This window comes from Kitasatospora sp. NPDC054768, from assembly GCF_053612025.1.
In genome coordinates this window covers 1-24,516 of record NZ_JBSHBN010000145.1, presented here as the reverse complement: position 1 = coordinate 24,516, position 24,516 = coordinate 1, and the positions used below count along the sequence as shown (strand labels likewise).

Below are 24,516 nucleotides of genomic sequence, written 5' to 3'. Positions count from 1 at the left end.
GCGCGACGCCGCGCGACGGGGCTGGGGAATCGTTCCTTCCTCCTTGGCGAACCCTTGGCAATCCGGCATGGTGGTAGGCGAGTCGACCGAGCCGTCGGCTCGCGGGCGACCCTCGGGGGAGAGGCCGTGGCTGATCCGCCGGAGCAGGATCCTGACCACGAGATCCGGAAGTGGTCGGTGCGGATCGGCCTGGCGGCATCAGCCGTCACGATCCTCACCTGGCTGGGGATCGCGGACTGGAACGATCTCAAGGCCAAGATCACCGGCACCCCGGCTTCGTCGGCGGCGCCGGCGCGACCGCCGACCTACCCTGCGCCGGTGGTCACTCGCACCGCGGTGCGCGGACCGGCGGAGGACCCGGCCTGCCAGGAGGCCGAACAGGCCATCAGCGCGTACACCTCCTCCACCGCTGCGTCAGGTGCTTCCGCGGTAGCGCGCCTGCGGGCCTACGCGGAGGGTCTCGACGTCGCCGCCTCGCATGCGGTCGACCCTCGTGTTCGCGCTGCCATCAGGGCCATGGCCGCGGACGAGCGACTCGCCGCGGCCGACCTCGACGTGGCGGACTTCGCGGCGTTCCGCAGCGACAGCGCCAGGGCCCTGTCGGACATGTCGGCCGTGTACGACGCCTGCAGTGCGTCCGCCTCGTGACCGACCGTAGGTCGCACCGGGCCGGGGGCGGCTGAAGCCCCCGCGCCGGTTGCGCGTCGCCGTGCTTGTCGTGGTCGGCAACGACCGCCGCCGGGCGGAGTCGCCGCCGGGGTCGGTCAGGACGGGCTGCCGTAGCCGCTGGCCCACAGGCGGCCGTGGACGGCGAGGTCCAGCAGCATGCGGCCGGCCTCCTCGGCCGGCATGGGTGCGGGGTCCTGTTCGAGCCACCAGTGCAGCACCGCCAGCTGCTCGCCGACCCAGGCGCGGGCCAGCAGATCGGCGGGCAGCCTCGGTGTGACGCCGCTGTGCCGCGTACGGGCGCTGAAGACCTCCCCGACCCGCCGTGCGGACTCGTCGTGGAAGGCGCGCAGGGCCTTGCCGTCGCCCTCGCCGCGCAGGATCACCAGGTACAGGCCGCGTTCCTGCCGGGCGTGACGGAAGAGTTCGGTCAGCGGCTTTCCGGTGAAGCCGGTCTGTGTCTCCTCGGCGAGCGGGTGCAGCCGTTCGTCCAGTTCCTGGAGCAGGTCCGCGGTGATGCGGGTGAGCAGGTCGTCCTTGTCGCGGTAGTGGCTGTAGAAGGTGGCCCGCGCGACGTCGGCCCGCTCGGTGATGTCCTCGACGGTCAGCCCCGCGTACCCGCGCTCCAGGGCCAGTTCGACCAGTGCGTCACGCAGCGCGCGCCTGGTCCGCCGGGTGCGCCTGTCCTCGGCCACTTCGCCTCCGTCGTCTCGCCGGGTCTGTTCGGTGATGAGTCTAGCGAACCTTGACAGCTGCTCCGTTACTGGACACGCTGTCTGGAAATGGTCGCGGAGTCCATGAGTGGCTCCTGGATTCGGATGGTGTGTCGTGAACCTCGGCGTGTACCTGACCCGCAGCGCCCGCTACTGGCCCGACGAGCCCGCCCTCGTCTGCGCCGACCGGCGCTGGACCTTCCGGCAGTTGGAGGAGGAGGCGAACCGGCTCGCCCGCGCACTGCTCGCACGCGGCCTCGGACCCGGCGACGCGGTCGCGAGCCTCGCCTGGAACCGCGGGGAGCTGATCGTCGTGGAGTTCGCCCTGTACAAGGCGGGGCTGGTGCGCGCGCCGATCAACGCGCGCCTGGGCCGCGCCGAGATCACGCACCTGCTCGGCTACGCGCCGGTCAAGGTGCTGCTCTTCGACGCCGCGCACCGCGAGGACGCGCTCGCCGCTGTGGACGCCTCCGGCACCGATTGCCTGCCGGTCGAGTTCGAGTCCGGCTTCGCCGCGCTGCTCGCCGAGAGCGAGGCGGCGGACGAGGCGGTAGGTGAGGTGGCGGGCGACGCGGCAGGCGCGGCCGGCCCGGTGTGCGTGGAGGTCGGCGAGGACGATCCGTGCGTGCTCAACTTCACCTCGGGTTCGACCGGTGTGCTCAAGGCGGCCGTGCAGACCTTCGGCAACCGCCTCGCCAACCTGCGCAAGCAGCTGACGACCGAGCCGCGCCCGCGCCCCGGCTCGCGCTACCTGGCCTGCGGGCCTATCACCCACGCCACCGGAATGCCGCTGCTGGCCTGCGTCTTCGCCGGAACCACCGTCCACGTACTGCCCGCCTGGGACCCGGCGGCGTTCCTGGCCACCGTCCAGCGCGAGCGGATCGACGCCACCTTCCTCGTGCCCGCCATGCTCACCATGCTGCTGGCCCACCCGGGGCTCGCCGACCACGACCTGTCCAGCCTGACCGACCTGCGCGTGGGCGGCGCCCCGATCTCGCCGCAGCGGCTGCGCGAGGCGGTCGCCGCGTTCGGCCCCGTCGTCGGCCAGGGATACGGCCTGGCCGAGACCACCTCCGTGGTCGCCGGCCTCACCCCGGCCGAGATCGCCCGCGCCGTGACCGACGACCCGGAACTGCTCCAGTCCTGCGGACGGCCCGGCTACGACACCGAGGTCCGGGTCGTCGACGAGCGGGGACGCGAGGTCGCCCCGCGCGAGATCGGCGAGATCGTCGTGCGCGGCCAGGACTGCGTGCGCGAGTACTGGCGCGAACCGGCGCTCAGCGCCGAGACCTTCGTGGACGGCTGGGTGCACACCGGAGACCTGGCCTGGATGCGCGAGGACGGCTACCTGTTCATCGTGGACCGCAAGAAGGACATGATCATCTCCGGCGGCTTCAACATCTACTCGACCGAGGTCGAAGCAGCCCTCGACGAACACCCGGCCGTCCACGAGTCCTGCGTCGTCGGCGTGCCGGACGACCGCTGGGGCGAGGCGGTGCACGCCGTCGTCGTCCTGCGCACCGGCGCCCGGCCGGACGCCGAGGAACTGATCGCCTTCTGCGCCGAGCGCCTGGACCGCTTCAAGAAGCCCCGCTCGGTCGACTTCGTCACCCGGCTCCCGCACAACCGCAACGGCAAGCTCGACCGCAAGGCCGTCCGTGACACGTACTGGGCCGGCGCCGCGCGCCGGGTCAACTGAAAGGCCCCCGATGCTCTTCTCGCTGCGCCCCGACCACTCCCACGACCCGCTCCTGGACGAGCTCGTGCGCAAGCTGCGCACCTACCTGGACGGCGAACTCGCCGACTACGAGCACGAGCACGCCGTCACCCCGGAGACCCCGATCAGCCGCGCACTGCTGGAGCCGGTGTGGCGCCGCAGCCGCGAACTCGGCTTCTACGGCATCCACCTGCCGGCCGAACTCGGCGGCCGCGGCCTGACGTACACCCAGCTCGCCGCCCTGAAGGAGGAGACCGCGGCCAGCGGCCGGGTCCTGGCACACAGCGTGCTGGGCGAGATGGGCGGTCCGCTGCGGGTCGGCGACATCCTCGCCGCCGCCACCGCGCACCAGCTGGACCGCTACTTCCTGCCCGTGGTGCGCGGCGAGCGCGCCTGCTGCTTCTCCCTGACCGAGACCGACGCCGGCTCGGACGTGCGGGCCATGCGCACCACCGCCGTCCGCGAGGCCGACGGCGGCTACCGGCTGACCGGCCACAAGGTCTTCTCCAGCGCCGGACCGGTCGCCGACTTCGCCATCGTCATCGCCCGCATGGACGGCACCGAGAAGACCTACTCCGCCTTCCTCGTCGACCTCGACAGCCCGGGCTGCCAGGTCCTCGACGGAGCCACGCCGATGTCCGGCGAGCACATCGAGAGCGACATCGTGCTCACCGACTGCCGCGTCCCGGCCGCGAACCTGCTCGGTGGCGAGGGCGACGGGCTGCTGCTCGGGCTCGGCCGGGTCAACGTCAACCGACTGCTGCACTGCCCCAGCGTGCTCGGCCTGGCCCGCCGCGCGCTCGAACTGACCCTGGACCGGGCCCGCACGCGCACCGTCGGCGGGGCACCGCTCGCCGAACTGCAGTCGATCCAGCACAAGGTCGCCGACATGGCCACCTCCTACTACGCCGCCCGCGCCATGACCTACGCCGCGCTGGCAGCCCTGGACACCGGCACCGTGCCGCGGCTGGAGGCGTTCATGTGCAAGCTGAACGTCGCCGAAACGGCGTTCCGCATCCTCGACGAAGCCGTACAGATCCACGGCAAGGAAGGCCTGACCCAGGGCCACGAGGTCGAGTTCCTGTTCCGCAAGGTGCGCATGTTCCGCGTGCTGACCGGCACCTCGGAGATCCAGAAGAACGGCATCGCCAGGCTCCTGCTGCCCAAGACCGGGTGAGCGGAGGGGAGCCGGACCACCCCCGAGCCCGGCGAACACGGCCGCGACGTCCTCGCCGACCGACCGGGAACCGGTCCGCCGCACCCCACCTGCGCCACCACCCCGGCAAGCAGTGCCCTCACCCCACCCACGGAGGACTGCATGACCAGACGCCACCACACCCCCGACGCGACGGCCCCGGTCGGATGACCGCGCCACCGCTGCCCGCCGCCACCGTCGAGGCCGCGGCCGACGACGGCACCGACCCGCGGGGCCTTCGCCGGACCCTCGCCGCCCTGCTCCTGATCACGATGTTCGCCGGCTTCCAGCAGAGCTACTTCACCCCCCTCTTCCACACCCTCGGCGACCGCTACCACGTCGGCGTGACGGCACTGGCGTGGACGGTCACCGGCCCCGCACTCACCGCGGCACTGGCCACCCCGCTGCTCACCGCACTCGCCCAACGGCACGGACACCGGCGGGTCCTGCGCGCGACCACGGCCGTCGTCGCCGCGGGCGCCGCACTGATCGCGATCGCCCCCGACTACCCGCTCCTCCTGGCCGGCCGGGTCCTGCAGGGCTGCCTGGCCGCCTTCCTGCCCCTGATGACCGGTCTGGTCCGGCACCGCCACGGCATCCGGAGCACCCGCAAGGCCGTCGCCCATCTGTCGGCCGCACTGATGCTCGGCGTCCTCCTGGGCAGCGCCTGTTCCTCCCTGCTCCTGCGCGCCGCGGGCACCGGCGCCGTGCTGTGGGTCCCGGCCGCGGGCACACTCGCCGGCCTTCTCCTGCTGCTCCGCACGCCGGCCGCCGCCGACCGGCCGCCGGCGCGGGACGCCCGCGTCGACTGGCCCGCCGCCCTGCTGCTGGCCGCGGCGCTGGTCCTGATCGTGCTCGCCCTCCAGGAAGGCGCGGCCTGGGGCTGGCGCAGCCCCGCGACGCTCGGCAGCATCGCGGCCGGAACGCTCCTGCTCGGGGCCTGGTTCCGGACACAACTGCGCAGCCCCGCCCCGCTGATCGACGTCCGCCGGCTGCTGCGGCCCCGGCTGCTGCCGGTCTTCGCGGTGGGCTGCAGCGTCCACTACGTCGTCTTCGGCGGGCAGGTGTCCTACTCGACCTACCTCACCCAGCCCACCGCACTGGCCCTGCCCACCTCCGCCGTGGGGCTGGTCCTCCTGCCCGCCCTCTGCGGCATGACCCTCTTCAGCGCCTGCACCAGCAGGCTCGGACAGGCGATCGGCCACCGTCGGGTCACCGTCCTCGGCGCCGTCCTCGTCGCCCTGGGAGCCGTCGCCCTGCTGCTGCGCCACTCCCAGGCGGCCGACCTCACCGTGGCCCTCGGCCTCGCCGGCAGCGGAGCGGGTCTGATCTCCGGAGCCACCCGCATCCTCATCGTCGACGCCGTACGCACCGAGGAGACCGCGGCCGGCTCCGGCCTGTTCGAACTCCTCGTCAGTCTCGGTACCGCGGTCGGTTCGGCGGTCACGGCCGCGGTCCTGGACGCGCAGCACAGCAGCCCGCACGCCTACACCAACGCCTGGGCCGCGAGCGCCGCGGTCGCCCTGCTCGGCCTCGCGGCCGCGTTCCTCCTGCCCGCGGACCGTGCCTCCTCCCGCCGTCTGCGCGGAGGCCGGCCCCGCGACCGGTGACGGACCCGTGATGCGGCGTCAGCGGGTCCGTGCCGGTTGCGCGGGGTACCGGGTGGTCGGCTGGGCGGCCGGTGGGTTCGGGCCGGATCACGAGGTGCTGCCGGCCGGGTGGTCGGCCGCCGCGGCGAGCAGTGGCAGGTAGTGCTGCATGTAGGGCGGGACCTTGAGGTCGAGGACCTCGTCGAAGGGGACCATGCGGACGGCCAGGCCCTCGTCGCCGAGCCGCAGGTCGCTGTCGGGGCCGTCCCAGGCGGCGTGCAGGACGCGGACGAGCGGGGAGACGAGCTCGTGCTGGGGGCCGGGCACCGGCCGCATCCGTGTGATGGTGATTCCGGCCTCCTCGCGGACCTCGCGGGCGGCGTTCTCCTCGGGGGTCTCGTCGGCCTCGCGCCACCCGCCGATCGGGGTCCAGTAGCCGGGCCAGGCGATGCCGGGCTTGTCGTCGCGGTGGTGCATCAGCAGCCGCCCGGCCGGGTCGGTGACCAGGACCATGACGCCCTCGAAGTCGTCGGCCGGGGACGGGCGTTCAAGGTAGAGCGGGGTGCCGCTGCGGTGGGCGCGCAGGGCTTGCAGGAGCCGCCGGTAGCGGTCCGGGCCCATGTGGTCGTGCCAGTCGTGGGCGGTCTCGAAGCGCCATTCGGTGTGCTCGGCGGGGTCGAGGCGGATCCGGGCCTGCTGCTCGGCGGTGAGGACGCCGCCGTCGAAGACGTAGCCGCAGGCGGGGACGGGGAGCAGGCTGCCGGCCTGCTCGTGGACGACGGCGACCAGGCGCCGCCGAAGCACCTGCGGGTTCTCCGTGGCGAGGTCGAGGCCCAGTTCCTCCCGGGCCTCGCGCAGGGCGGTGGTGAACGGTGTCTCGCCGTGCTCGACGTTGCCGCCGGGGAAGTTCCACACACCGGGGTCGACGGTGGAGCGCAGCCCGAGGACGCGCCCCTGTGGATCGGTGACGAGGAAACAGCCGTACGAGCCGGGCCGGGCGATGGTGGTGAGGTAGCCGCCGACCGGCCGCCAGCCGGGCAGGGCCAGGCGGCCGGTGAGCCATTCGATCACGGTGCGCTGCCCGTCGCTCGTCGGCGGCAGCCGGTCGGGGGCGGCCCACCGGTGGTCGTCGTGGCCGGGCGAGAGGAGGATCGCGGTGCCGTCCGGCACGACCGTGGTGAAGACGTACTGGCGCACGCGCAGGCCGCGCCGGTCGGTGAGGTCCAGGTGCCGCGCGTACTCCAGTGACAGGCCGGCGAGCCCGGTCTCCTCGGCCAGCTGCCGCGCCGCGCCGGCCTCCACCGCCTCGTCGCCCGCCCGGCCGCCGCCCGGGTACTCCCACCGGCCGGGCAGGACACCGTGCGCGGCCCGGCGGATCATCAGGATCCGGCCGGAGGCGTCGCGGACCACCACGCCGACGCCGATCCGCTGGACGCCCTCGCGGCGGGCCAGGTCGGTCAGCACAGTGAAGTCGATCACCGGAAGGGCTCCTCGCTGCAAGGTGGTGGGCGGGTGCGCAGTACTGCCGGTCAGGGGGGTTCGACAGTCAAGTCTGCTCCTGGGAGGGCGGGTTCAGGAATGGCTCGTGGGCGGTTCCAGGCGTCCCGATGATGGTGCTGTTCGAATGCGGCTCGCAAGTGGACCCGGATCGGGGGCGGGACGCCGTACGGGTGCTCGACCTCGAAGCGGGCATCGGCGGACCGGCCGTCGGACCTGTCGGACCCGGTCTCTAGGGTGGAACCGCACAGCAGACGGCTCGATGGAAGGCAGGGATGACCGAGGTGCACAGCGACGTGCTCGTCGAAGCGGTCTACGGCGACGGGTGGGACTCCTCGAACCGTTCGACGGTCCGTCCGATCCCCCGGGCGGAGGCAGCCCGCCGGGACGCGGCGGGCGAGCCGTACGCCGTCGTGCTCGCCGCCCCCGGGCAGGAGCTGCCCGTCGCGGTGCTGCACGTCGCCTGGGCCGGCCACTACCTGGGCCTCTGGCGGTTCGACGGCTCGGGCCGCCGGGTGTTCGAAGCCGACCTGCGCAGGCTGGAGCCGGAGCGGCTGTTCCTGCGCCACCTGGCCGAATGGCAGTACGAGGAGGAGGACCTCCCCGAGCTCTCGGACAAGGCCCTGAGGCGGACGGTCGATCTGTACCCGGACGGGAAGAACAGCGAGGGCCGTTACCCGCGCGGACGCGGCGGCGGAACGACGCGCACCCTGGTCGACCTGCCGCGTGAGCGGTGGTGGCTGCCGGTACCGGAATTCGGCTGCTGGGAAAGCCTGTTGGCGGAACCCCTGTTCGGGCTGCCGGGCCCCTTCGAGATCGCCCAGGAGACCTCGGACATCGCACCGACGCCGGCCGGTCGCGCCGCGGAGCCCTTCGGCTGGCGACCGCCGGCGCCGGCGACCGCGCCCCGGCTCGACGAGCTGTTCACTCCCGGGGCCGTGTTCACCCATCGGCACCGGCCGCAGCCGCTCGTCATCGAACCGGTGACAACGGTGACCGGGATCGCCCTGCCCACGGGGCGGCTGGCGGTCTGCGACCCCTCGTACCTGCCCGTCGGCGCGGAGGGCGACCCACTGGTGATCGAGGTTCCGCCCGGTGTCCACCCGGTGCAGGAGACCGGCGCCAGTTACGAGGACGAGATGTTCGGCGATCGCTTCACCGCCCGCGACACCTACGCCGTGCGCGTGCTGGTGAGCGAGAAGCCGACCGCCCGCTGGACGATGGCGGTCCCGCCGGGAGAGGACCCGAGGCTGCTGCGCGACGGCCAGTACTTCGGCTTCGGCGTCGACTCCGCCACCGGCTGCTTCGTCGAGTCCGCGGCCCGAACCGACCTGGGCCGCCGCTTCATGGACGCCCTCACCTCCGGCGGTGGCGACGACCTCCACGAACTCGACGGCGGCTACGGCAAGGTGACCGAGGAGGCCGGCGGGGCCGAGCTGGTCACCTTCGTGCTGGGCGGAGACGGCGTCTACCCGGTCTGGGTGGGACACGACGACGCGGGTGAGGTCACGGCGGTCGTCGTGGCGGACGTCTTCGAAGTCGGCTCTCTGGAACCGTCGACCGGATGACGGCCCTCCGGCGGGCGTGAGGCCCGCGCCCTCCGGCGGGCGTGACGCCCACGCGCCACCGGCCGTCACCCGGCGGGCGGTCGGGTCGTTGATCCGGACGCGCTGCCCAGCGGGAGCAGCGGACGTCGGAAACGGCCTGGAGGAGTCTGCGGTGTCCACCGTCACCAATCCGTTCACGGGTGCCTACACGCCGGTGGGCGAGGAAGTCACCGCGTTCGACCTGCCGGTCACGGGCACGATCCCGGCCGAGCTCAACGGCCGGTACCTGCGCAACGGGCCCAACGGGATGCGGGCGGAGGACCCCAGGCCGAGGCACCTGTTCGGCGGGTACGCCATGGTGCACGGGGTGCGGCTGCTCGACGGGCGGGCCCGGTGGTACCGCAACCGGCTGGTGCGCAGCGCCGCCGTGGCCGAGGCCCTGGGGGAGCGGCCGCGCCCCGGCGCCGCTCCGCGGATCACCGACGTCGCGCCCAACACCCACGTCATCGGGCACGCCGACCGCACCTTCGCGCTGGTCGAGGGCGGCTTCCGCCCGTACGAACTCTCCTACGAGATCGAGACGGTGGGCGCCAGCGACTTCTGCGGCACGCTGCCCGACGGGTTCGCCGCCCACCCGAAGCTCGACCCGGTCACCGGCGAGCTGCACGCGATCACCTGGCAGCGGGACAGCGAGAACCTGCGGCACCTGGTGCTCTCCCCGCAGGGAGGCGTCGTCCGGGCCGTGGACGTCCCGGTCGCGCACCGGCCGGTGGTGCACGACATGGCGCTGACCCGGAACTTCGCCGTCGTCCTCGACCTCGCGGCGCGCGTCAGCACGGCCGACAACCGGGCGCGCAAGACGTACCCGGCGGTCTGGGACGAGACCGGCGGCGCGCGGATCGGGCTGCTGCCCCGCGACGGCACCGAGGTCGCCTGGTTCGAGGTCGAGCCCTGCTTCGTCTTCCACACGCTCAACGCCCACGAGGACGGCCACCGGGTCGTCATCGACGTGGTCCGCTACCCGCGGATGTTCGCCGGCGGCGCGCTGGACGGGCAGAGCAGCCCCACCCTGGACCGCTGGACCGTCGACACCGTCTCCGGCAGGGTCGCCGAGACCCGCCTGGACGACCGGCCGCAGGAGTTCCCGGCGGTCAGCCCGGCGGTGGTCGGCGGCGCCCACCGCTACGGGTACTCCACCGTGGCCGGCGACCTGCTGCGCCACTTCGCGGCGGCCGGGGCCCTGGAAGCCCTGACCCCGGAGGCCGCCGGGGACGCCCTGATCAAGCACGACCTGAGCCGGCGGTCCAGCACCGTGCGGCGGTTCGGCGCCGGCCGCTACACCGGCGAGGCCTCCTTCGTCCCGCGGCAGGGCGCCCGCGGCGAGGACGACGGCTACCTGCTGGCCTACGTCCACGACCCCGAGCGGGGCGCGAGCGACCTGGTCGTCCTCTCCGCCGAGGACTTCACCGGCGACCCGCTCGCCACCGTCCACCTGCCGGTGCGGGTGCCGGCCGGCTTCCACGGCAGCTGGATCCCCGACCCCGCCCGGGAGGACTCCGCATGAGCACCCCGCCCGCCACATTCCCGGACGGCCGGCCCCCGGACAGCCCGCCCCCGGACACGCCGGCCGGGGCCGTCGCCCGGCTGCGCGCGACCTTCCGCACCGGCCGCACCCGGCCGCTCGCCTGGCGCACCGAGCAGCTGACCGGGCTGCGCGCCCTGCTGATCGGGCACCGCGAGGAGATCGCCGCCGCCCTCCACGCCGATCTGCGCAAGCCGCGCGCCGAGGCCGACCTCGCCGAAGTCGACTTCACCGTACGGGAGATCGACCACACCCTGCGGAACCTGGAGCACTGGCTGCACCCCGAGCCGGTGCCCGCCGCCGCGCTCACCCGGCTGCCGCCGGGGACGAGCGCCCACACCCGCCACGACCCGCTCGGGACCGTCCTGGTCATCGCGCCCTGGAACTACCCGGTGCAGCTGCTGCTGGTGCCGGTGGCGGGTGCGATCGCCGCGGGCAACACGGTGCTGGCCAAGCCGAGCGAGCTGGCGCCGGCCTGCTCGGCCCTGCTGGCGCGGCTGCTGCCGCAGTACGTGGACCCGGCGGCGATCGCCGTGCTGGAGGGCGGCGGGGAGACGGCCACCGCCCTGCTGGCCGAGCGCTTCGACCACATCCTCTACACCGGCAACGCCGGCTTCGGCCGGGCGGTGCTGCGGGCCGCCGCCGAGCACCTGACCCCGGTCACCCTCGAACTGGGCGGCAAGTCACCGGTGTTCGTCGACCGGGGCGTCGACCTCGGGGTGGTCGCGGCCCGACTGGCCCGCGCCAAGTTCGCCAACGCCGGGCAGACCTGCGTCGCCCCCGACTACCTGCTGGCCGACCCGGCCACGGCCCGGGCGCTGGAAGGCGCCCTGGAGCGGGCGGTCACCGAGCTGTACGGCCCCGACCCGGCGCGGTCGCGGGCGTACGGACGCCTCGTCGACGAGCGGCACTTCGACCGGGTCGTCGCCCTCCTCGACTCGGGGCGCACGGTCTTCGGCGGCCGGCACGACCGCGCGGACCGCTACATCGCGCCCACCCTGCTCGCCGAGGTGCGGCCGGACGCCCCGGTCATGCGGGAGGAGATCTTCGGCCCCGTCCTGCCCGTCGTCGAGGTCACCGGCCTGGACGAGGCGATCGCCTTCATCAACGAGCGGGACCGCCCCCTCGCGCTCTACGCCTTCACCGAGGACGGGCACGCCCGTCGGCGCCTGGCCGAGGAGACCAGCTCGGGCGGCCTGAACTTCGGCCTCCCGGTGGCTCACCTGGGCATCCCGGAACTCCCGTTCGGCGGAGTGGGGGAGAGCGGCTCCGGCCGGTACCACGGCCGCTGGTCGATCGACACCTTCAGCCACCGCCGGGCCTGCCTGGACGTGCCGCTGGACTGAGCGGCGCGAACCTCCGTGGTCACGGCGTCAGTCCTCCCAGCACATCGCGGTGATCGCGGTGGTGAGGGCGAGCCAGCCGGCGATCGAGACGGTGAGGGTGAAGGCGAAGGACCACTGGAGCGCGATCAGGAGGACGCTGCCGGCGAAGGCGAAGACGGAGAGGAACAGACAGGCGATGGCGGGGAGGACCCAGCTGTCCCGGCTGCGACGGAGCAGGGCGTGGACGGCGAGCAGGGTTCCCGCGCCGACCAGCAGGGCCAGTTCGAGGAAGGTGAGCCAGGGGACCTCGGTGACCGGGGAGCGGTGGCCCTGGTGGGAGATCTCCACGACGTGGCCGTTCCACAGGGTGAGGTCCACGTTGTCGCCGCTCCGGACGCTGCCGTAGAGGCCGTCGGAGACGGCGTAGGTGTCGGTGGGCGCGGCCTCGCGGGAGACGGTCACCTCGTAGTGGGGGGAATCCTCGTTCGAGCCGGCCCTCCTGTCCGTCACCCGGCCGGTCTCGTGGGTGGTGCAGTCCGTGGCGGGCTCGGAGGCGGAGGCGGGCGCGGTGCAGGCCGGGGCGCCGCGGTAGGCGGTCGCCGCGTCGAAGGCGTCGACGAACCAGGAGAAGCCGAGGGCGACGGCGGCCAGACCGGTCAGGACGAGCAGGACCCGGGCCACGACCCGGGCGGCGGGGCGGCGCTTCCGAGGGCGGGAGGGGCCGTGGGGGCGGGGTGGTGGCGTTCGTACGGGCGGTGCCGGGACGCGGTCGGCCACGGCCGGGGCTCCGTCGACGGGTGCGGGGCCGGGCTCCCGTGGCTCGTCGCCGCCGGCGACCTCGATCCGCGCGTCCATCGCTCTCCCTCGGCCCTCCCGGGCGGTTCCCGGGTTCAGCCGGGATGATGGCAGGGATCGACCGTCGCGAGGGAGCAACCGGAGGAGTTTGTCACCGACTTGTCGAACTCGGCCGGTCAGGAGCGGGCGGCCGGGGGGGGGAACGGACGGGGACGATCAGGGCAGCAGCAGGCCGGCGAGCTCGTCCAGCAGTTCGGCGACCCTGCGGGCCTTCGCCGGGTCCGGGACGGCCTTGGCGATGACCGGCTCGGCGGGCCGGGCGACGTGGGCGCGGATGGCGCGTCGGGCGTGGTCGGAGACGGTCAGCAGGGTGCGCCGCCCGTCGGCCGGGTCGGGCGCGGCGTCGAGCAGGCCCTGTTCGCGCAGCCGGGCGACGGAGACCGAGACGTGGCTCTGGGCGAAGCCGGTCCGGACCCGGATCTCCTGGACGGAGGTGGCGGGGTGCCGGTACACGTCGGCGATCACGGTGATCTCCCCGGGGGTGAGGTGCTCGGAGGCCGGGTCGGTGATCAGGGTGCGGCCGAGTTCGGTCAACCGCTTGCCGAGTCTGAGGAGTTGCACGCCGTCCATGCCCGACAGAATACATCTTCACCGATGCATCGGTGCCGATGTAGATTGCCGGGCATGACGACCTCCGAACCGCTCAGCCCGGTCTCCCGCACCGCCCTGTCCGTCGCCCGGGTGCGGGCCTACGAGAGCTCCCGCCCCGACCCGCTCTTCGTCGACCCGTACGCCCTGGCGTTCGTCACCGCCGCCGGCCTCGAACCGGCCCTGTCCGGGCCGGTCAGCAACCTCGCCAGGGGCCTGGTCACCCACGGCATCCTGCGCACCCGCTTCTACGACGACCGGCTGCCCGCCGCCGGCGCCGACCAGGTGGTGCTGCTGGCGGCCGGCCTGGACACCCGGGCGTACCGGCTGGACTGGCCGGCCGGCACCCGGGTGTTCGAGCTCGACCTGGGCCCGGTGCTGGCCTTCAAGGAGCAGGTCCTGGACGGGCTCGGCGCCGTGCCGCGGGCCGGGCGCACCGCCCTGGCCGCCGACCTGCTGGACCCGACCTGGCCCGAGCGACTGGTCGCGGCCGGGTTCGACCCGGCGCGGCGCTCGGTCTGGCTGGCCGAGGGGCTGCTGGTCTACCTCACGGCCGAGGAGGCGGCCGGACTGCTCACGGCGGTGGGCGGGCTGGCGGCCCCGGGCAGCCGACTGCTGCTGGAGCAGGGCCGGGACGTGAGCCGCACACCGCACGACCCGGCGCTCGCCCACGTGACCGGGCTGTGGCGCGGCGGCCTCGGCCCGGACACCGGCGGATGGCTCGACCGGAACGGCTGGACCGCCGGCATCACCACCCTGGTCCGGCTCGGGGAGGCCTACGGGCGCCCGCTGCCGGACCCCTCCACCACGACGGCCTTCATCGAGGCCGTACGGCGGGAGGCGCCCGGCGGGGCCGCTCAGTCCTGATCGGCGCCGCGGTCGGACACCGGCGCGGGGTACGAGCCGGGGAGAGCCGGTCGGGGCCCGACCGGGCGGGGCGGTGGCGAGCCCCGGTGGGTCGGCGGCGGGCCGGGCGGCACGGCGACTCCCGGGGGAAGGTCCGGGCCGCCGCCGGTGCCGAGGCCGAAGGCGTCGCCGCCGTCGTCCTCCCAGTCGAAGCTGTCGTCCATGAGCTTGTTCTGGGCGATCGTCACCATGATGGTGAGGTCGTTGTCGAAGCTCTCCTGGTTCACCTTGGCCCGGAACAGGTGTTCCGCGTCGGTTCGGCGAATCCAGTTGCGGCGGAAGACCTCGCGCACGCCCGCCCAGAGCGCGTCGTGCTCCGGCCCGTCGGGCGGGTCGTCGCTGCAGCTGGGGAGGATGACGCCGGTGACGGGGTGGTTGTGCTCGTCGAAGGCGCGCAGCGCGGAGCGGTAGCGCTCGTGCCCGACCACCCGCGGGTCCACCAGCAGGATGCTGACCTGGTTGTCCTCGCGGGCCTGGTCGAGCTTCTCGTTGAGGTCGTCGTCGATCTCCTCCAGCGTGGTGGTGTGCCCGGCGCCGGTGATCACCTGCTGGGCGCGGGCCGCCAGGGAGGGCTGGACGGGCGGGTGGTAGGGCGCCCAGTGCCACGGCTTGGAGCCGTACCAGCCGCCGTCTGCGGAGACGGCCTCCGAGGCACGCCCGGCCGCGATGAACAGCCGCACCCTACCGGGGTCGGACACCGCGGGCGGCGCCACCGGGGGCGGGAAGTAGCCGCGCACGGCACCGAGGTCGAACTCGGGCAGCTCGCCGAGCCGGCGCACGGCCGCGTCCCGGACCCGCTCCGCGACCACCCGGACGACGTGCTCGTACGCCCCGCCCTGCCCGCTGCGCAGCAGTGCCCGCAGGCCGTACCGGGCGTAGGCCTCGCCCATGTCCGGCTGGGCCCACTGGACCTTGTTGACCTCGTCGGCCAGGTCGCGCTGCTCGACGGGCTCCCACAGCACCGGGATCAGCGCCGGAATCTGCTCCCCGGTGTTCTCGTGATGGCGGCGGACCCGGCCGCGGAAGGCGGTCCACTCCTTGCCGCAGTAGACGCTGGCGAAGTAGGCCGGGGAGTACAGCGCGACCATGGTCCGGCTGCGGCCGAGCATCGTGGCCAGCTTCCCGGCCCACTCGTCGCCCACGCGCAGCTGCACGGTGTCCCGGAAGGCCAGTTCCTCGGCCTGCCCGTCCGTGCCGACCAGCAGCCCGAGTTCGTCCCGCAGGTCGAGGAAGAACTGGTCGAGGAAGGCGTCCCGCCGTGCGTAGCTGAAGAAGAAGTACGGGCGCTGTGCCTCGCCGGAGGCGCGGTCGCGTCCCGGGGGGAGCGCCGTGTTCCGCAGCGGGGCGCTCCTGCGCCTGGTCGGCGGGGATGTGGCGGAGGGCGGGCGCGACGGCGTGGTCGGGGTGGGCCGCCCGCCGCTCAGCAGGGCGAGGGCGTCCGGGCTGACCAGGGCGAACGCCGGCCGCTCCGGGGCCGCTCCGGGGCCGGGGCCCGGGGTCAGGGCGGGGAACGTCTCCCGGGCCGCACCGGCGTGCTGCTCGATGTACCCGCCCACCCGGTGCAGCAGGTCCACGGTCTGCCAGGCCGCCGACCGCGCCAGTGTCCGCAGCAGGACCTCCCGTACACCAGGCCGGAAGGCGTAGTGGCCGTCGGCGCCGGGCAGGGCGGTGAGCATCCCGCTGAGGACGAGTTCGGCGAGCTGCTGCGGGCGGGGGCGCGGCTCGACGGCGGCCTGGACCAGCCGCATGACCGGCAGGTTCGGGACACCGACCGCCAGGTGCCCGGCGAGCCGGAACGCCTCCGGCGAGGCCACCGCGCGGAACCGCAGGACCAGGTCCTGCGCGGACAGGTCGTCGGGGTCCTCGCTCGCGGGTGCCGCAGGGCCCGTCGGACGGAGGCGGGCGGCCGCGCCGGGCACCCGGCCGGTACGGCCGGCCACCAGCTGCGCCCAGTGCGCCAGCCAGCCGTCGGTGGGCTCCAGGACCGGTACCGGCGTCCCCTGCTCCACGTCGTCCTCCCGGTGGGGCGTGAAGGACAGGCTCGCGTTGGGGGCCGCCTCCCCGGGCGTGGAGAACAGTCCGGCGGTCGCGGGCAGGGCCGTCCGCCGCCACATCCGTTCGGGCAGCGGCTGGACGACGGCCGTGGGCATGGTGGCGGCCCGGTCGTGCAGCGCCCGGTGCCACGGACCGGCCGTGCCCTCGGGGGCCCACCACTGCGGCCCGGCGCAGTCGCTGACGACCAGCAGGGCGGTCCGGTCCGGCCGGGCGGTGGGGATCCGCAGGCGGAGGAGGGTTCCGGTGGGCGGGACGCGCAGCAGGCGGACCGTCCGGAAGAAGCCGGTCTGGGCGGCGAGGTGGCGCAGTTCCCGTGCCAGTGGCCGCCAGACGGTCATGGTCGGGCCGTCGTCGAAGGCGATCACCAGGTCGAGCCAGGGTTCGGTGGTGCGGCGCAGGACCGGGAGCCAGAACCTCGGCACGGCGTCGTGCGCGGCGATCCGGTGGACGGTGCGGATCTCGTCGAGTTCCCAGCCGCGGGTGGTGGGGACGCGGCGGGCCAGCGGTCTCAGGGCTCGTTGGAGGGGGAGGGGGCGGCCGAGCAGGGGTGGGGCCGGGGTGCGGAGCGACAGGTGGGGGGCGGCCTCGGTGGCGGGTCGCGGGTCGGCGGCCGTCGGCTCCCGGGCGTGCAGGGGCGAGGGGGCGCGGCCGTCGGCGGGGGCCGGGGGGCGGTCGGCTTCGCCGTCCGGGCCCTGCCCGGTCGCCGACCCGGCGGACCGTCGGCCGGAGCCGGGAGAGCTGTGGCACGCGAGCCAGAGCAGTTCGGCCAGTTCGGTCGGTGAGGGGTGGTGTCCCGAGGCCCGGGCGAGGACCGCCGCCAGCCCGGTCAGGCCGCTCAGGCCGGTCGGGGCGGCGGACCCGGGCGGCTCGGCGGGCTCCTCCGGGCCGCCCTCAGAAGAACTCATCGCCGCCGTTCTCCGGTCCGAGGTAGGCCATCAGGTGTTCGGCGAGTTCGTCGCGTGAGGAGGTGTCCAACCCGGAGGCACCGGTGAGGTAGATGGCGTTGAGGAGCTGGTCGGTGGCGAGTTCACCGGCCTCGGCGCGGGTGAGGAAGCGGTCCAGCAGCCGGCGGGCGTTGTCGTCGAGCTCGCCGAGATGGGCGCGGACGATCTCCTCCAGCTGTTCCTGCCCCGGTCGGGTGAACCTGAGGGCGACGCACCGCCGCAGGAAGGCCGGCGGGAACTCACGCTCGCCGTTGCTGGTCAGCACGACGAACGGGAAGGCCCGGCAGCGTACCCGGCCACGCCGGACCGGCACCCGCCGGTCGCTGCCGTCGATCATCACCGCGGCCTCGGGGGTGCTGCGTGCGGCGCGCACCAGTTCGGGGATCTCGTACCAGCCGCCCTCCAGGATGTTCAGCAGGTCGTTCGGCAGGTCGAGGTCGCACTTGTCGATCTCGTCGATCAGCAGCACCCGCGGCTGCTCGTACGGCAGCAGCGCGGTGCCGAGCGGGCCCAGCCGCAGGTGGTCCTCGACCGCCTCGCCCGGCGCGGGACCGCCCGGCCCGCCACCGGCCGGTCGTCCGTCGGCCGCCCGGCTGGCCGCGTAGAGCCGGGACAGCGGGTCGTAGCTGTAGAGCCCGTCCTCCAGCGTGGTGCGGCTGGTGATGTTCCAGCGGAGCACCGGACCGAGCGAGAGCTCGTGCGCCACCGCGTACGGCAGGCTGGACTTCCCGCTGCCGGGCGGGCCGGTGACCAGCAGCGGGCGGCGCAGGTACAGGGCGGCGTTGACCAGCTGCACGGTCGATTCCGTGGGCCGGTACGTGCGCGCCCGGTGGTCCTGCTCGGGCGAGGCCGTCTCCTCCTCCCGCGGCGGGTCGAGGACCGGCCCTCCGTCGAAGGTGCGCCACGGCGGTGGGGAGGGCAGCAGGCGGATGCGGTCGTGCGGCTCCGAGGCGCCGGTGAAGACGGGCCAGAGGGTCATGCGGGTCCTCTCCAATGCTCCTGGCCGACCGGCGACCGCCGGTACCCGCCGGGCTCGGGAAACCAGCGGGGATCCTCCCACAGCAGGGTCAGTCCCCGGGCCCAGTGGGCCGTTTCGCCGTCGTGGACGAAGGCGCTCCGGCGCAGCGCGTGCACGTACTCGGGCAGCTCGGCCGGAGGGACGGTCGCCAACTGCTCGACGAGCAGGTCGAGGAATCTGCGCCCGGCGCAGCTGTCGGCCGCCTCGGGCCCGTGGGTGCCGCTGCATCCGGTGCGCGGCCAGACCACGATGGGAACGGCGGCGTTCAGGCTGGCGGCGAGCAGCCGCCTGGTGTCGGCCAGCTTCGGTGGGCGGCCGAAGCCCACCGGGTCGTGGGTCGAGCCGAGCCGGACGGCCAGGCGGTCTGCGGTGTGGGCGCTTCCGCAGTCGATCCGGTGGACGACGGACGCGGTGAGCCGGTCCAGGTTCTCCCACTTCTGGTGCAGTCTGAACTGCAGCGCGCCGCTGCGCCGCCGGTCGATGTCCATCAGTACGACGGGGGAGAAGCAGCCCAGGGGCGTGCTGTCGTCCTTGGCCCGGTGCCATTCGTCGAGCGGCTGGTTGAGCCACTCCCGGGGGACGGCGAAGGCGATCAGGGCGCTGCCCCGGCGGTCGAGTTCGTGGAACGCGGCGTCGATGTGCTCCAGCACGAAGGCGCGGATCCGGGCCTTCGGCAGCGTCCGGGTGCCGACCACGTGGCGGTGTCCGGCGCGGAACGCGGAGATCTCGACCACGAACGACCCGGTCCCCGAGCCGCTGCGGTCGACCTCGACCAGGATCGGCGACCAGCGGGGCCGGGGCGGGGGGCCGGTCGGCGCGGCGTCGGCCTGTCGCCGGTACCGGTTCAGCCAGTGGCGCAGCGAGCGCTGCGCCGCGGTGTCCTCGGTCCGCGTGGCGAGCGCCTCGACCAGGGACGTGACCGGGCACTCGCCGGGCGCCGCCACGACCTCGGACAGCAGGTACCAGGCGAGGTCCCAGTAGGAGTCGAACTCCCGGGCGGGGTGCGCCGGTCCGAGCGGGCCGACCGCGTCGGCGTACAGGGTGTCGAGCTCCCCGGGCCGGGCCGGCTCGCCCATTCCGACCAGGGTGGTGCGCAGCAGACATTTGGCGTCGGCGGTGAAGCCGTGGGTCGGGACGAGGTCGGCGGAGGGCGGCCAGTGACGGGCGATGACGTGGGCGGGGATCATCCGGCCGCTGCGGACGTCGGAGGACTTGGCGGCGGCGGAGACCATGCCGACGACCCGGCCGGTGCCCTGCACGACGGCCGCGGCGCCGCTGAATCCGCGCGCCAGGGGCTGACCGTTGGGCGTCCAGGCCTCCAGCTGGATCCACTCGCCCGCGATCAGCTGGTCGGCGGTCACGCGGAACTCGGCGAGGGTTCCGTTGTCGTAGCCGCGCGGGAAGCCGTAGCCGAGCAGCTTCGGTGCCGGGTGGGCGTAGGCCTCGTCGAGCGCGGCGAACCGGGCGGGTTCGACCGGGACGACGGTGTCCAGGAGCAGGACGGCGACGTCGCCCGGGTCGTCGACCTTGCCGTTCCAGCCGCCGCGTTCCACCACGGTGGCGCCGACCGGCCCGAGGTCCGGCCGTCCGACGAACACCACCTGCGCCCGGCGGTCACGGTCGACCACGTGGGCGCAGGTCAGCACCTCGCGTGAGCCGACGAGGAATCCGGACCCGGTCTCGCCGCCGCAGGTGATCCTCACCTGCCAGGCTGCGGTGGGCACGTCGGCTCAGCTCTCCTCGCCGTCGGTCCCGTGGTCGTCCGGGGCCGGAGGGTGCTCGACCGGACGGTGCTGCTCGGGCTTCCAGGAGAGCTTCACCACCAGGTGCCCCTCCAGGCTGCTCTTGGCGATCACCGCACCGGCCTCGGTGGTGAGCTTGACGCCGAACTCGATCTCGACCGTGTCGGGCTTCAGCCGCCCGTCACGGAAGACGCTCAGCGCTGACTCGGCCGCACTGTGGATGCCCTGCAGCGCGTGCTCGAAGGTGCGGCCCGCCTGGACGATGGCACCGTCCCCGCGGGCGACCAGTTCGAGGCCGGGCCCCTCGTCGTCGACCTCGATGACCACGTTCGCGCCGCCGTCGGTCCGGAATTCGACCAGCGAGTCCACCGGATGCCCCCTGTTCAGACCTGAACCCCCGTACGTACGTCGGACAGTATGCCGCTTTCGGGGGCGTGCGGGCAGCCGATCGGAATCATGAAGTCGTGCTTCTCATAGCGATCTTGACGGAGGCTCACACGCGGTCGGCCGGCCGCGGCGGCCAGGCGCCCGGGGCCAGGACGCCGGTGGCGTAGGCCCTGGCGACCAGGGCGGTGCGGTTGGGGACGCGCCAGCGCCGGGTGAGCCGGGCCAGGTGGTAGTTGACCCCGTCCGGGGTGACACCGATCTCCCGGGCGATCTGCGCCGTGGTGTCGCCCCGGGCCGCCGCGGCCAGGATCCGGGCCTCGACCGGGCTGACCTCGACCTGCGGGCCGGGAGCCGGGGCGACGGCCGCCGGCTGCGCCGCCCGCAGCGACAGCAGCAGGCTCGGGGTCTGCTCCGGGCTGTCGCCGACCAGGTCGACGGTCATCTCGCCGTGCCGCTCGCTGCCGTCGGCGGCCGTCCAGGAGACCCGCGCCGGGTACTGCGAGCGGCGGTGCAACCGGACGGCCTCGGTGAGCGCCTCAAGGGTGCCGGTGTCCCGCAGGGTGAAGAACTCCAGGATCCTACGGTTGTGCAACTGCCCTGGCAAGCGGCCGAATTCGACCGCCATGGCGCGGTTGACGATCAGGATGCGCCCGCCGAACTCGCACACCGCGATCGGCAGCGGCACGTGGTCCAGCAACCGCAGCGCCCGGTTGCGCCAGATCACCGCCGCTTCCCGCGGGCTGTCCGGTACCGGGCCGCAGCCCTCGGTCGTCCGCATCCGTGATTCTCCTTCCCCGGGGCCGACGCTGACGGTCCGTAGCAAGCCCGTGACCGACCCGGGCACTACACAATCATGTAGTGACCGCGGCCCGCACCCCCTCCCGGTGGGCGCACAGTGGTGGGAGACGAATGTTTCCTGCCGTGGGAGGGGCACACCGATGACCGAGACCGTGGAGCGCACGACCGAGGACGGGCGGGCGGCCGGGGGCGAGAGCCGGGCCGTCCCGCTGGTGGACATCTCGGCGATGCCGCCGGCCGCCGCCCCGGTGCTGCGCATCATGGAGCTTGCCAGAGAGCACGGCCCGGCCTTCGTCCAGCGACTGCACGGCCGGGACACCCTGGTCGTCAGCGGCCTGGAGCTGGTCACCGAGCTGGCCGACGAGACCCGGTTCACCAAGTCGATCGGCCTGGCCCTGGAGAACGTCCGGCAGTTCACCGGAGACGGCCTGTTCACCGCCTACAACGAGGAGCCCAACTGGGCCCGGGCGCACGACATCCTGATGCCCGCCTTCGCGCTCGGCTCGATGCGCACCTACCACCCGGTGATGCTGCGGGTGGCCCGCCGGCTGGTCGACTCCTGGGACCGCCGGGAGGCCGCCGGACAGCCGGTGGACGTGCCCGGCGACATGACCCGGATGACCCTGGACACCATCGGCCTGGCCGGGTTCGGCTTCGACTTCGGTTCCTTCGAGCGGGACGAGCCGCACCCCTTCGTCGAGGCGATGGTGCGCTGCCTGGAATGGGCGATGACCAGCCTCACCCGCGACCCGGAGGCGGACCACCGCGAGCGCGACGCGGCCTTCCGCGCCGACTCCGACTACCTGGCCGCCGTGGTGGACGAGGTGATCGCCGCCCGCGCCGAGGAGGACGTCCAGGGCCCGGCCGAGGACCTGCTCGGTCTGATGCTCGGCGCCGTTCGCCCCGCGGACGGCACCCGGCTGGACGCCGAGAACATCCGCAACCAGGTGATCACCTTCCTGATCGCCGGCCACGAGACCACCTCCGGCGCGCTCTCCTTCGCGCTGTACTACCTGGCCAAGCACCCGACCGCGCTGCGCCAGGTGCAGCGGGAGGTGGACGAACTCTGGGGCGACCAGGCCGATCCCGAGCCCTCCTACGAGGACGTCGGACGGCTGCGCCACACCCGTCAGGTGCTCAACGAGGCGCTGCGACTGTGGCCGACGGCGCCCGCGTTCAGCCGGGAGGCGCGCGCGGACACCCTGCTCGGCGGACGCATCCCGCTGCGCGCCGGGGAGACCGTCCTCGTCAGCACGCCGCTGCTGCACCGCGACCCGGCGTGGGGCGACAACCCGGAGCTGTTCGACCCGTCCCGGTTCGACCCGGAGCGCGAGGAGAGCCGCTCCCCGCACGCCTTCAAGCCCTTCGGCACCGGCGAACGCGCCTGCATCGGACGGCAGTTCGCGCTGCACGAGGCCGTCATGCTGCTCGGCATGCTGGTGCACCGCTACCGGCTGATCGACCACGCCGACTACCGGCTGACCCTCAAGCAGACGCTCACCATCAAGCCCGACGGGTTCACCCTCGGCCTCGCCCGGCGCACGCCCGCCCCGGCCTTCGACGCCTCCCCCGCGGACTCCCTCGCCGCCACCGCGCCGACGGCGGTCGACCGGCAGGCCGGACCGGCCGCCGGGCGTCCCGGACGGGTCCGGCGGGGCACCGGGCTGCTGCTCCTGCACGGCTCCAACTACGGTGCCTGCCGGGAGTTCACCCGGCAGCTCGCGGAGGCCGCCGCCGACCTCGGCTGCGAGACCGCGACCGCCCCGCTGGACGCGTACGCGGACGGCCTGCCCACCGACCGGCCGGTGGTGATCACCGCCGCCTCGTACAACGGGCAGCCGACCGACGACGCGGCCCGGTTCGTCCGCGGGCTCCAGGAGTCCCGGGAGGGCGGCGGGGCCGAGGGCGTCGAGTACGCGGTGCTCGGCATCGGCGACCGTACCTACGCCGCGACCTACCAGCGCGTCCCGGCGCTGATCGACGACCGGCTCGCCGAGCTCGGCGGCACCCGGCTGCTGGCCCGCGCCGAGGCCGACGCCTCCGGCGACCTGGAGGGCACCGTGCGGCAGTTCGCCGGGGCGCTGCGCGAGGCCCTGCTGGCGCGCTACGGGGACGCCGACGCCCCCGCCGGGATGCCGCCGGTGGCCGCGTACACGGTGACCGAGGTGACCGGCGGCCCGTTGGCCGCGCTCGCCGCCCGGCACGACACGGTGGAGCTGACCGTCACCGCCGTCGGCAGCCTGACCGACCCGGCCTACCACCGGGTCAAGCGGCTGGTCCGGCTGGCCCTGCCGGAGGGCACCGGCTACCGGACCGCCGACCACCTCACCGTGCTCCCGGCCAACGACCCGGTGCTGGTCGAGCGCGCCGCCAAGCTGTTCGGCGCCGACCCGGACACGGTGCTGAACATCGTGGCGCACCGGCGCACCGCACTGGCCGTCGACCGTCCGCTGACCGTCCGCGAGCTGCTCACCCGTCACGTCGAGCTGCAGGACCGCCCGAACGCCGAGCAGCGCGCCGCGCTGGCGGCGCTCAACCCCTGCCCGCCCGAACAGGCCGCCCTGCGGGCCCTGCCCGCCGACGACCCGCGCACCCTGCTGGACCTGATCGAGGACCACCCGGCGCTGCGGGAGCGGCTGAGCTGGCCGGTGCTGCTGGAACTGCTGCCGCCGATCCGGCCGCGGCACTACTCGATCTCCTCCTCGCCCACCGGCGACTCCGGCCAGGTGGAGCTGATGGTCTCGGTGCTCAGCGCCCCGGCCCGCTCGGGCCGGGGGACCTTCCGGGGCGCCGGATCCGGCTACCTCGACCGGGTCGCCGTCGGCGACACCGTGCTGGCCCGGGTCCAGCCCTGCCGGGAGGCGTTCCGGATCGGGCACCGCACCCCGGTGGTCATGATCGCGGCCGGCACCGGCCTGGCACCCTTCCGGGGCGCCGTCGCCGACCGCCGGGCGCTGCTCGCGCGGGGCGCCGCCCTCGCCCCGGCGCTGCTGTACTTCGGCTGCGACGACGAGGCGGCGGACTACCTGCACCGCGGCGAGCTGGAGGCCGCCGAGCGGGCCGGCGCGGTCTCGCTGCGGCCCGCCTTCAGCGAGCGGCCCCACCAGGGGCGGCGCTACGTGCAGGACCGGATCGCCGCCGAGGCGGCCGAGGTCTGGGAGCTGCTGGATTCCGGCGCCGAGGTGTACGTGTGCGGCGACGGGGCCCGGATGGCGCCGGGCGTCCGGGCGGCCTTCCGGGCGCTGTACCGGGAGCGCACCCCGGGCGCCGACGAGCAGCGGGCGCAGGCCTGGCTGCAGGGGCTGATCGAGGCCGGCCGGTACGTCGAGGACGTGTACGCGGGCTGACCCTCCCGCGCCGGGGACGGCCGTGGGCCCGCCGCACCGGTGCGG

At 74.3% G+C, this 24,516-nt stretch carries 18 protein-coding genes; 9 read left to right on the top strand and 9 right to left on the bottom strand.

Translation table 11 applies throughout. The features are described 5' to 3' along the window. Nucleotides 1-126 precede the first annotated feature (126 nt). Complete coding sequence (locus tag ACWGKU_RS31845) at nt 127-648, top strand: hypothetical protein (protein WP_452180207.1); 522 nt, start codon at nt 127-129, stop codon at nt 646-648. A 116-nt stretch (nt 649-764) separates the two neighbouring features. Here the strand turns inward: ACWGKU_RS31845 and ACWGKU_RS31840 are convergent, their stop codons facing one another. Next, a complete protein-coding gene (locus tag ACWGKU_RS31840; RefSeq protein ID WP_452180208.1) occupies nt 765-1,361 on the bottom strand; it encodes a TetR/AcrR family transcriptional regulator in 597 nt (198 codons plus the stop codon). 133 nt (nt 1,362-1,494) lie between these two features. On the opposite strand from ACWGKU_RS31840, the gene ACWGKU_RS31835 reads away from it, so the two are divergent. The 3 genes from ACWGKU_RS31835 (at nt 1,495) to ACWGKU_RS31825 (ending at nt 5,901) form a co-directional block, all read left to right on the top strand. After that, a complete protein-coding gene (locus tag ACWGKU_RS31835) occupies nt 1,495-3,078 on the top strand; it encodes an AMP-binding protein (RefSeq protein WP_452180209.1) in 1,584 nt (527 codons plus the stop codon). A 10-nt stretch (nt 3,079-3,088) separates the two neighbouring features. Continuing rightward, nucleotides 3,089-4,273 (top strand): acyl-CoA dehydrogenase family protein, encoded by a 1,185-nt coding sequence (locus tag ACWGKU_RS31830; RefSeq protein ID WP_452180210.1) that lies wholly within the window; start codon nt 3,089-3,091, stop codon nt 4,271-4,273. A 185-nt stretch (nt 4,274-4,458) separates the two neighbouring features. Next, the gene (locus ACWGKU_RS31825) at nt 4,459-5,901 is read left to right on the top strand and encodes an MFS transporter (RefSeq protein WP_452180211.1); all 1,443 of its coding nucleotides are present in this window, start codon (nt 4,459-4,461) and stop codon (nt 5,899-5,901) included. An 87-nt stretch (nt 5,902-5,988) separates the two neighbouring features. On the opposite strand, the gene ACWGKU_RS31820 is transcribed toward ACWGKU_RS31825, so the two are convergent. Next, nucleotides 5,989-7,359 carry an NUDIX domain-containing protein gene (locus tag ACWGKU_RS31820; RefSeq protein ID WP_452180212.1) on the bottom strand — a complete coding sequence of 457 codons (1,371 nt, stop codon included), beginning with the start codon at nt 7,357-7,359 and terminating at the stop codon, nt 5,989-5,991. A gap of 293 nt (nt 7,360-7,652) precedes the next feature. Here ACWGKU_RS31820 and ACWGKU_RS31815 point away from each other — a divergent pair, with 293 nt between their 5' ends. The 3 genes from ACWGKU_RS31815 (at nt 7,653) to ACWGKU_RS31805 (ending at nt 11,852) form a co-directional block, all read left to right on the top strand. Further along, nucleotides 7,653-8,945, top strand: a complete 1,293-nt coding sequence (locus tag ACWGKU_RS31815) for a DUF4241 domain-containing protein (RefSeq protein WP_452180213.1) — start codon at nt 7,653-7,655, stop codon at nt 8,943-8,945. A 151-nt stretch (nt 8,946-9,096) separates the two neighbouring features. Next, complete coding sequence (locus ACWGKU_RS31810) at nt 9,097-10,488, top strand: carotenoid oxygenase family protein (RefSeq protein ID WP_401053810.1); 1,392 nt, start codon at nt 9,097-9,099, stop codon at nt 10,486-10,488. Then, on the top strand, nt 10,485-11,852 hold the full coding sequence (locus ACWGKU_RS31805) for an aldehyde dehydrogenase family protein (protein WP_452180214.1): 1,368 nt from the start codon (nt 10,485-10,487) through the stop codon (nt 11,850-11,852). The genes ACWGKU_RS31810 and ACWGKU_RS31805 overlap by 4 nt, the downstream gene beginning before the upstream one ends. A 27-nt stretch (nt 11,853-11,879) precedes the next feature. Here ACWGKU_RS31805 and ACWGKU_RS31800 read toward each other — a convergent pair whose 3' ends face one another. After that, the gene (locus ACWGKU_RS31800; RefSeq protein WP_452180215.1) at nt 11,880-12,686 is read right to left on the bottom strand and encodes a hypothetical protein; all 807 of its coding nucleotides are present in this window, start codon (nt 12,684-12,686) and stop codon (nt 11,880-11,882) included. A 156-nt stretch (nt 12,687-12,842) separates the two neighbouring features. Then, on the bottom strand, nt 12,843-13,256 hold the full coding sequence (locus ACWGKU_RS31795; RefSeq protein ID WP_452180216.1) for a MarR family winged helix-turn-helix transcriptional regulator: 414 nt from the start codon (nt 13,254-13,256) through the stop codon (nt 12,843-12,845). Between the two features lie 54 nt (nt 13,257-13,310). Between ACWGKU_RS31795 and ACWGKU_RS31790 the strand changes: the two genes are divergently transcribed. Beyond that, nucleotides 13,311-14,141, top strand: a complete 831-nt coding sequence (locus ACWGKU_RS31790; protein WP_452180217.1) for an SAM-dependent methyltransferase — start codon at nt 13,311-13,313, stop codon at nt 14,139-14,141. Here the strand turns inward: ACWGKU_RS31790 and ACWGKU_RS31785 are convergent. The 5 genes from ACWGKU_RS31785 to ACWGKU_RS31765 form a co-directional block, all read right to left on the bottom strand. Next, complete coding sequence (locus tag ACWGKU_RS31785; protein WP_452180218.1) at nt 14,132-17,140, bottom strand: TIR-like protein FxsC; 3,009 nt, start codon at nt 17,138-17,140, stop codon at nt 14,132-14,134. The two genes, ACWGKU_RS31790 and ACWGKU_RS31785, sit on opposite strands and share 10 nt — an antisense overlap. Further along, entirely contained in the window at nt 17,127-18,158 is a 1,032-nt protein-coding gene (locus ACWGKU_RS31780; protein ID WP_452180219.1) for an AAA family ATPase, read from the bottom strand. Before ACWGKU_RS31780 ends, ACWGKU_RS31785 begins: the two co-directional genes overlap by 14 nt. Further along, the gene (locus ACWGKU_RS31775; protein ID WP_452180220.1) at nt 18,155-19,921 is read right to left on the bottom strand and encodes a VMAP-C domain-containing protein; all 1,767 of its coding nucleotides are present in this window, start codon (nt 19,919-19,921) and stop codon (nt 18,155-18,157) included. The genes ACWGKU_RS31780 and ACWGKU_RS31775 overlap by 4 nt, the downstream gene beginning before the upstream one ends. 6 nt (nt 19,922-19,927) lie before the next feature. After that, entirely contained in the window at nt 19,928-20,308 is a 381-nt protein-coding gene (locus ACWGKU_RS31770; protein ID WP_452180221.1) for a CU044_2847 family protein, read from the bottom strand. A gap of 124 nt (nt 20,309-20,432) precedes the next feature. After that, entirely contained in the window at nt 20,433-21,104 is a 672-nt protein-coding gene (locus tag ACWGKU_RS31765) for a helix-turn-helix transcriptional regulator (RefSeq protein WP_452180222.1), read from the bottom strand. Nucleotides 21,105-21,264: 160 nt separating this feature from the next. Between ACWGKU_RS31765 and ACWGKU_RS31760 the strand changes: the two genes are divergently transcribed. Further along, nucleotides 21,265-24,471, top strand: coding sequence for a cytochrome P450 (locus ACWGKU_RS31760; RefSeq protein ID WP_452180223.1), 3,207 nt, complete (start codon nt 21,265-21,267; stop codon nt 24,469-24,471). The last annotated feature ends 45 nt before the right edge of the window (nt 24,472-24,516 follow it).

Coding starts and splice junctions, on each gene's coding strand:
- ACWGKU_RS31830 (WP_452180210.1), top strand. CDS start 3,089: ATGCTCTTCTCGCTGCGCCCCGACCACTCCCACGACCCGCTCCTGGAC.
- ACWGKU_RS31825 (WP_452180211.1), top strand. CDS start 4,459: ATGACCGCGCCACCGCTGCCCGCCGCCACCGTCGAGGCCGCGGCCGAC.
- ACWGKU_RS31815 (WP_452180213.1), top strand. CDS start 7,653: ATGACCGAGGTGCACAGCGACGTGCTCGTCGAAGCGGTCTACGGCGAC.
- ACWGKU_RS31805 (WP_452180214.1), top strand. CDS start 10,485: ATGAGCACCCCGCCCGCCACATTCCCGGACGGCCGGCCCCCGGACAGC.
- ACWGKU_RS31800 (WP_452180215.1), bottom strand. CDS start 12,686: ATGGACGCGCGGATCGAGGTCGCCGGCGGCGACGAGCCACGGGAGCCC.
- ACWGKU_RS31795 (WP_452180216.1), bottom strand. CDS start 13,256: ATGGACGGCGTGCAACTCCTCAGACTCGGCAAGCGGTTGACCGAACTC.
- ACWGKU_RS31790 (WP_452180217.1), top strand. CDS start 13,311: ATGACGACCTCCGAACCGCTCAGCCCGGTCTCCCGCACCGCCCTGTCC.
- ACWGKU_RS31785 (WP_452180218.1), bottom strand. CDS start 17,140: ATGAGTTCTTCTGAGGGCGGCCCGGAGGAGCCCGCCGAGCCGCCCGGG.
- ACWGKU_RS31780 (WP_452180219.1), bottom strand. CDS start 18,158: ATGACCCTCTGGCCCGTCTTCACCGGCGCCTCGGAGCCGCACGACCGC.
- ACWGKU_RS31765 (WP_452180222.1), bottom strand. CDS start 21,104: ATGCGGACGACCGAGGGCTGCGGCCCGGTACCGGACAGCCCGCGGGAA.
- ACWGKU_RS31760 (WP_452180223.1), top strand. CDS start 21,265: ATGACCGAGACCGTGGAGCGCACGACCGAGGACGGGCGGGCGGCCGGG.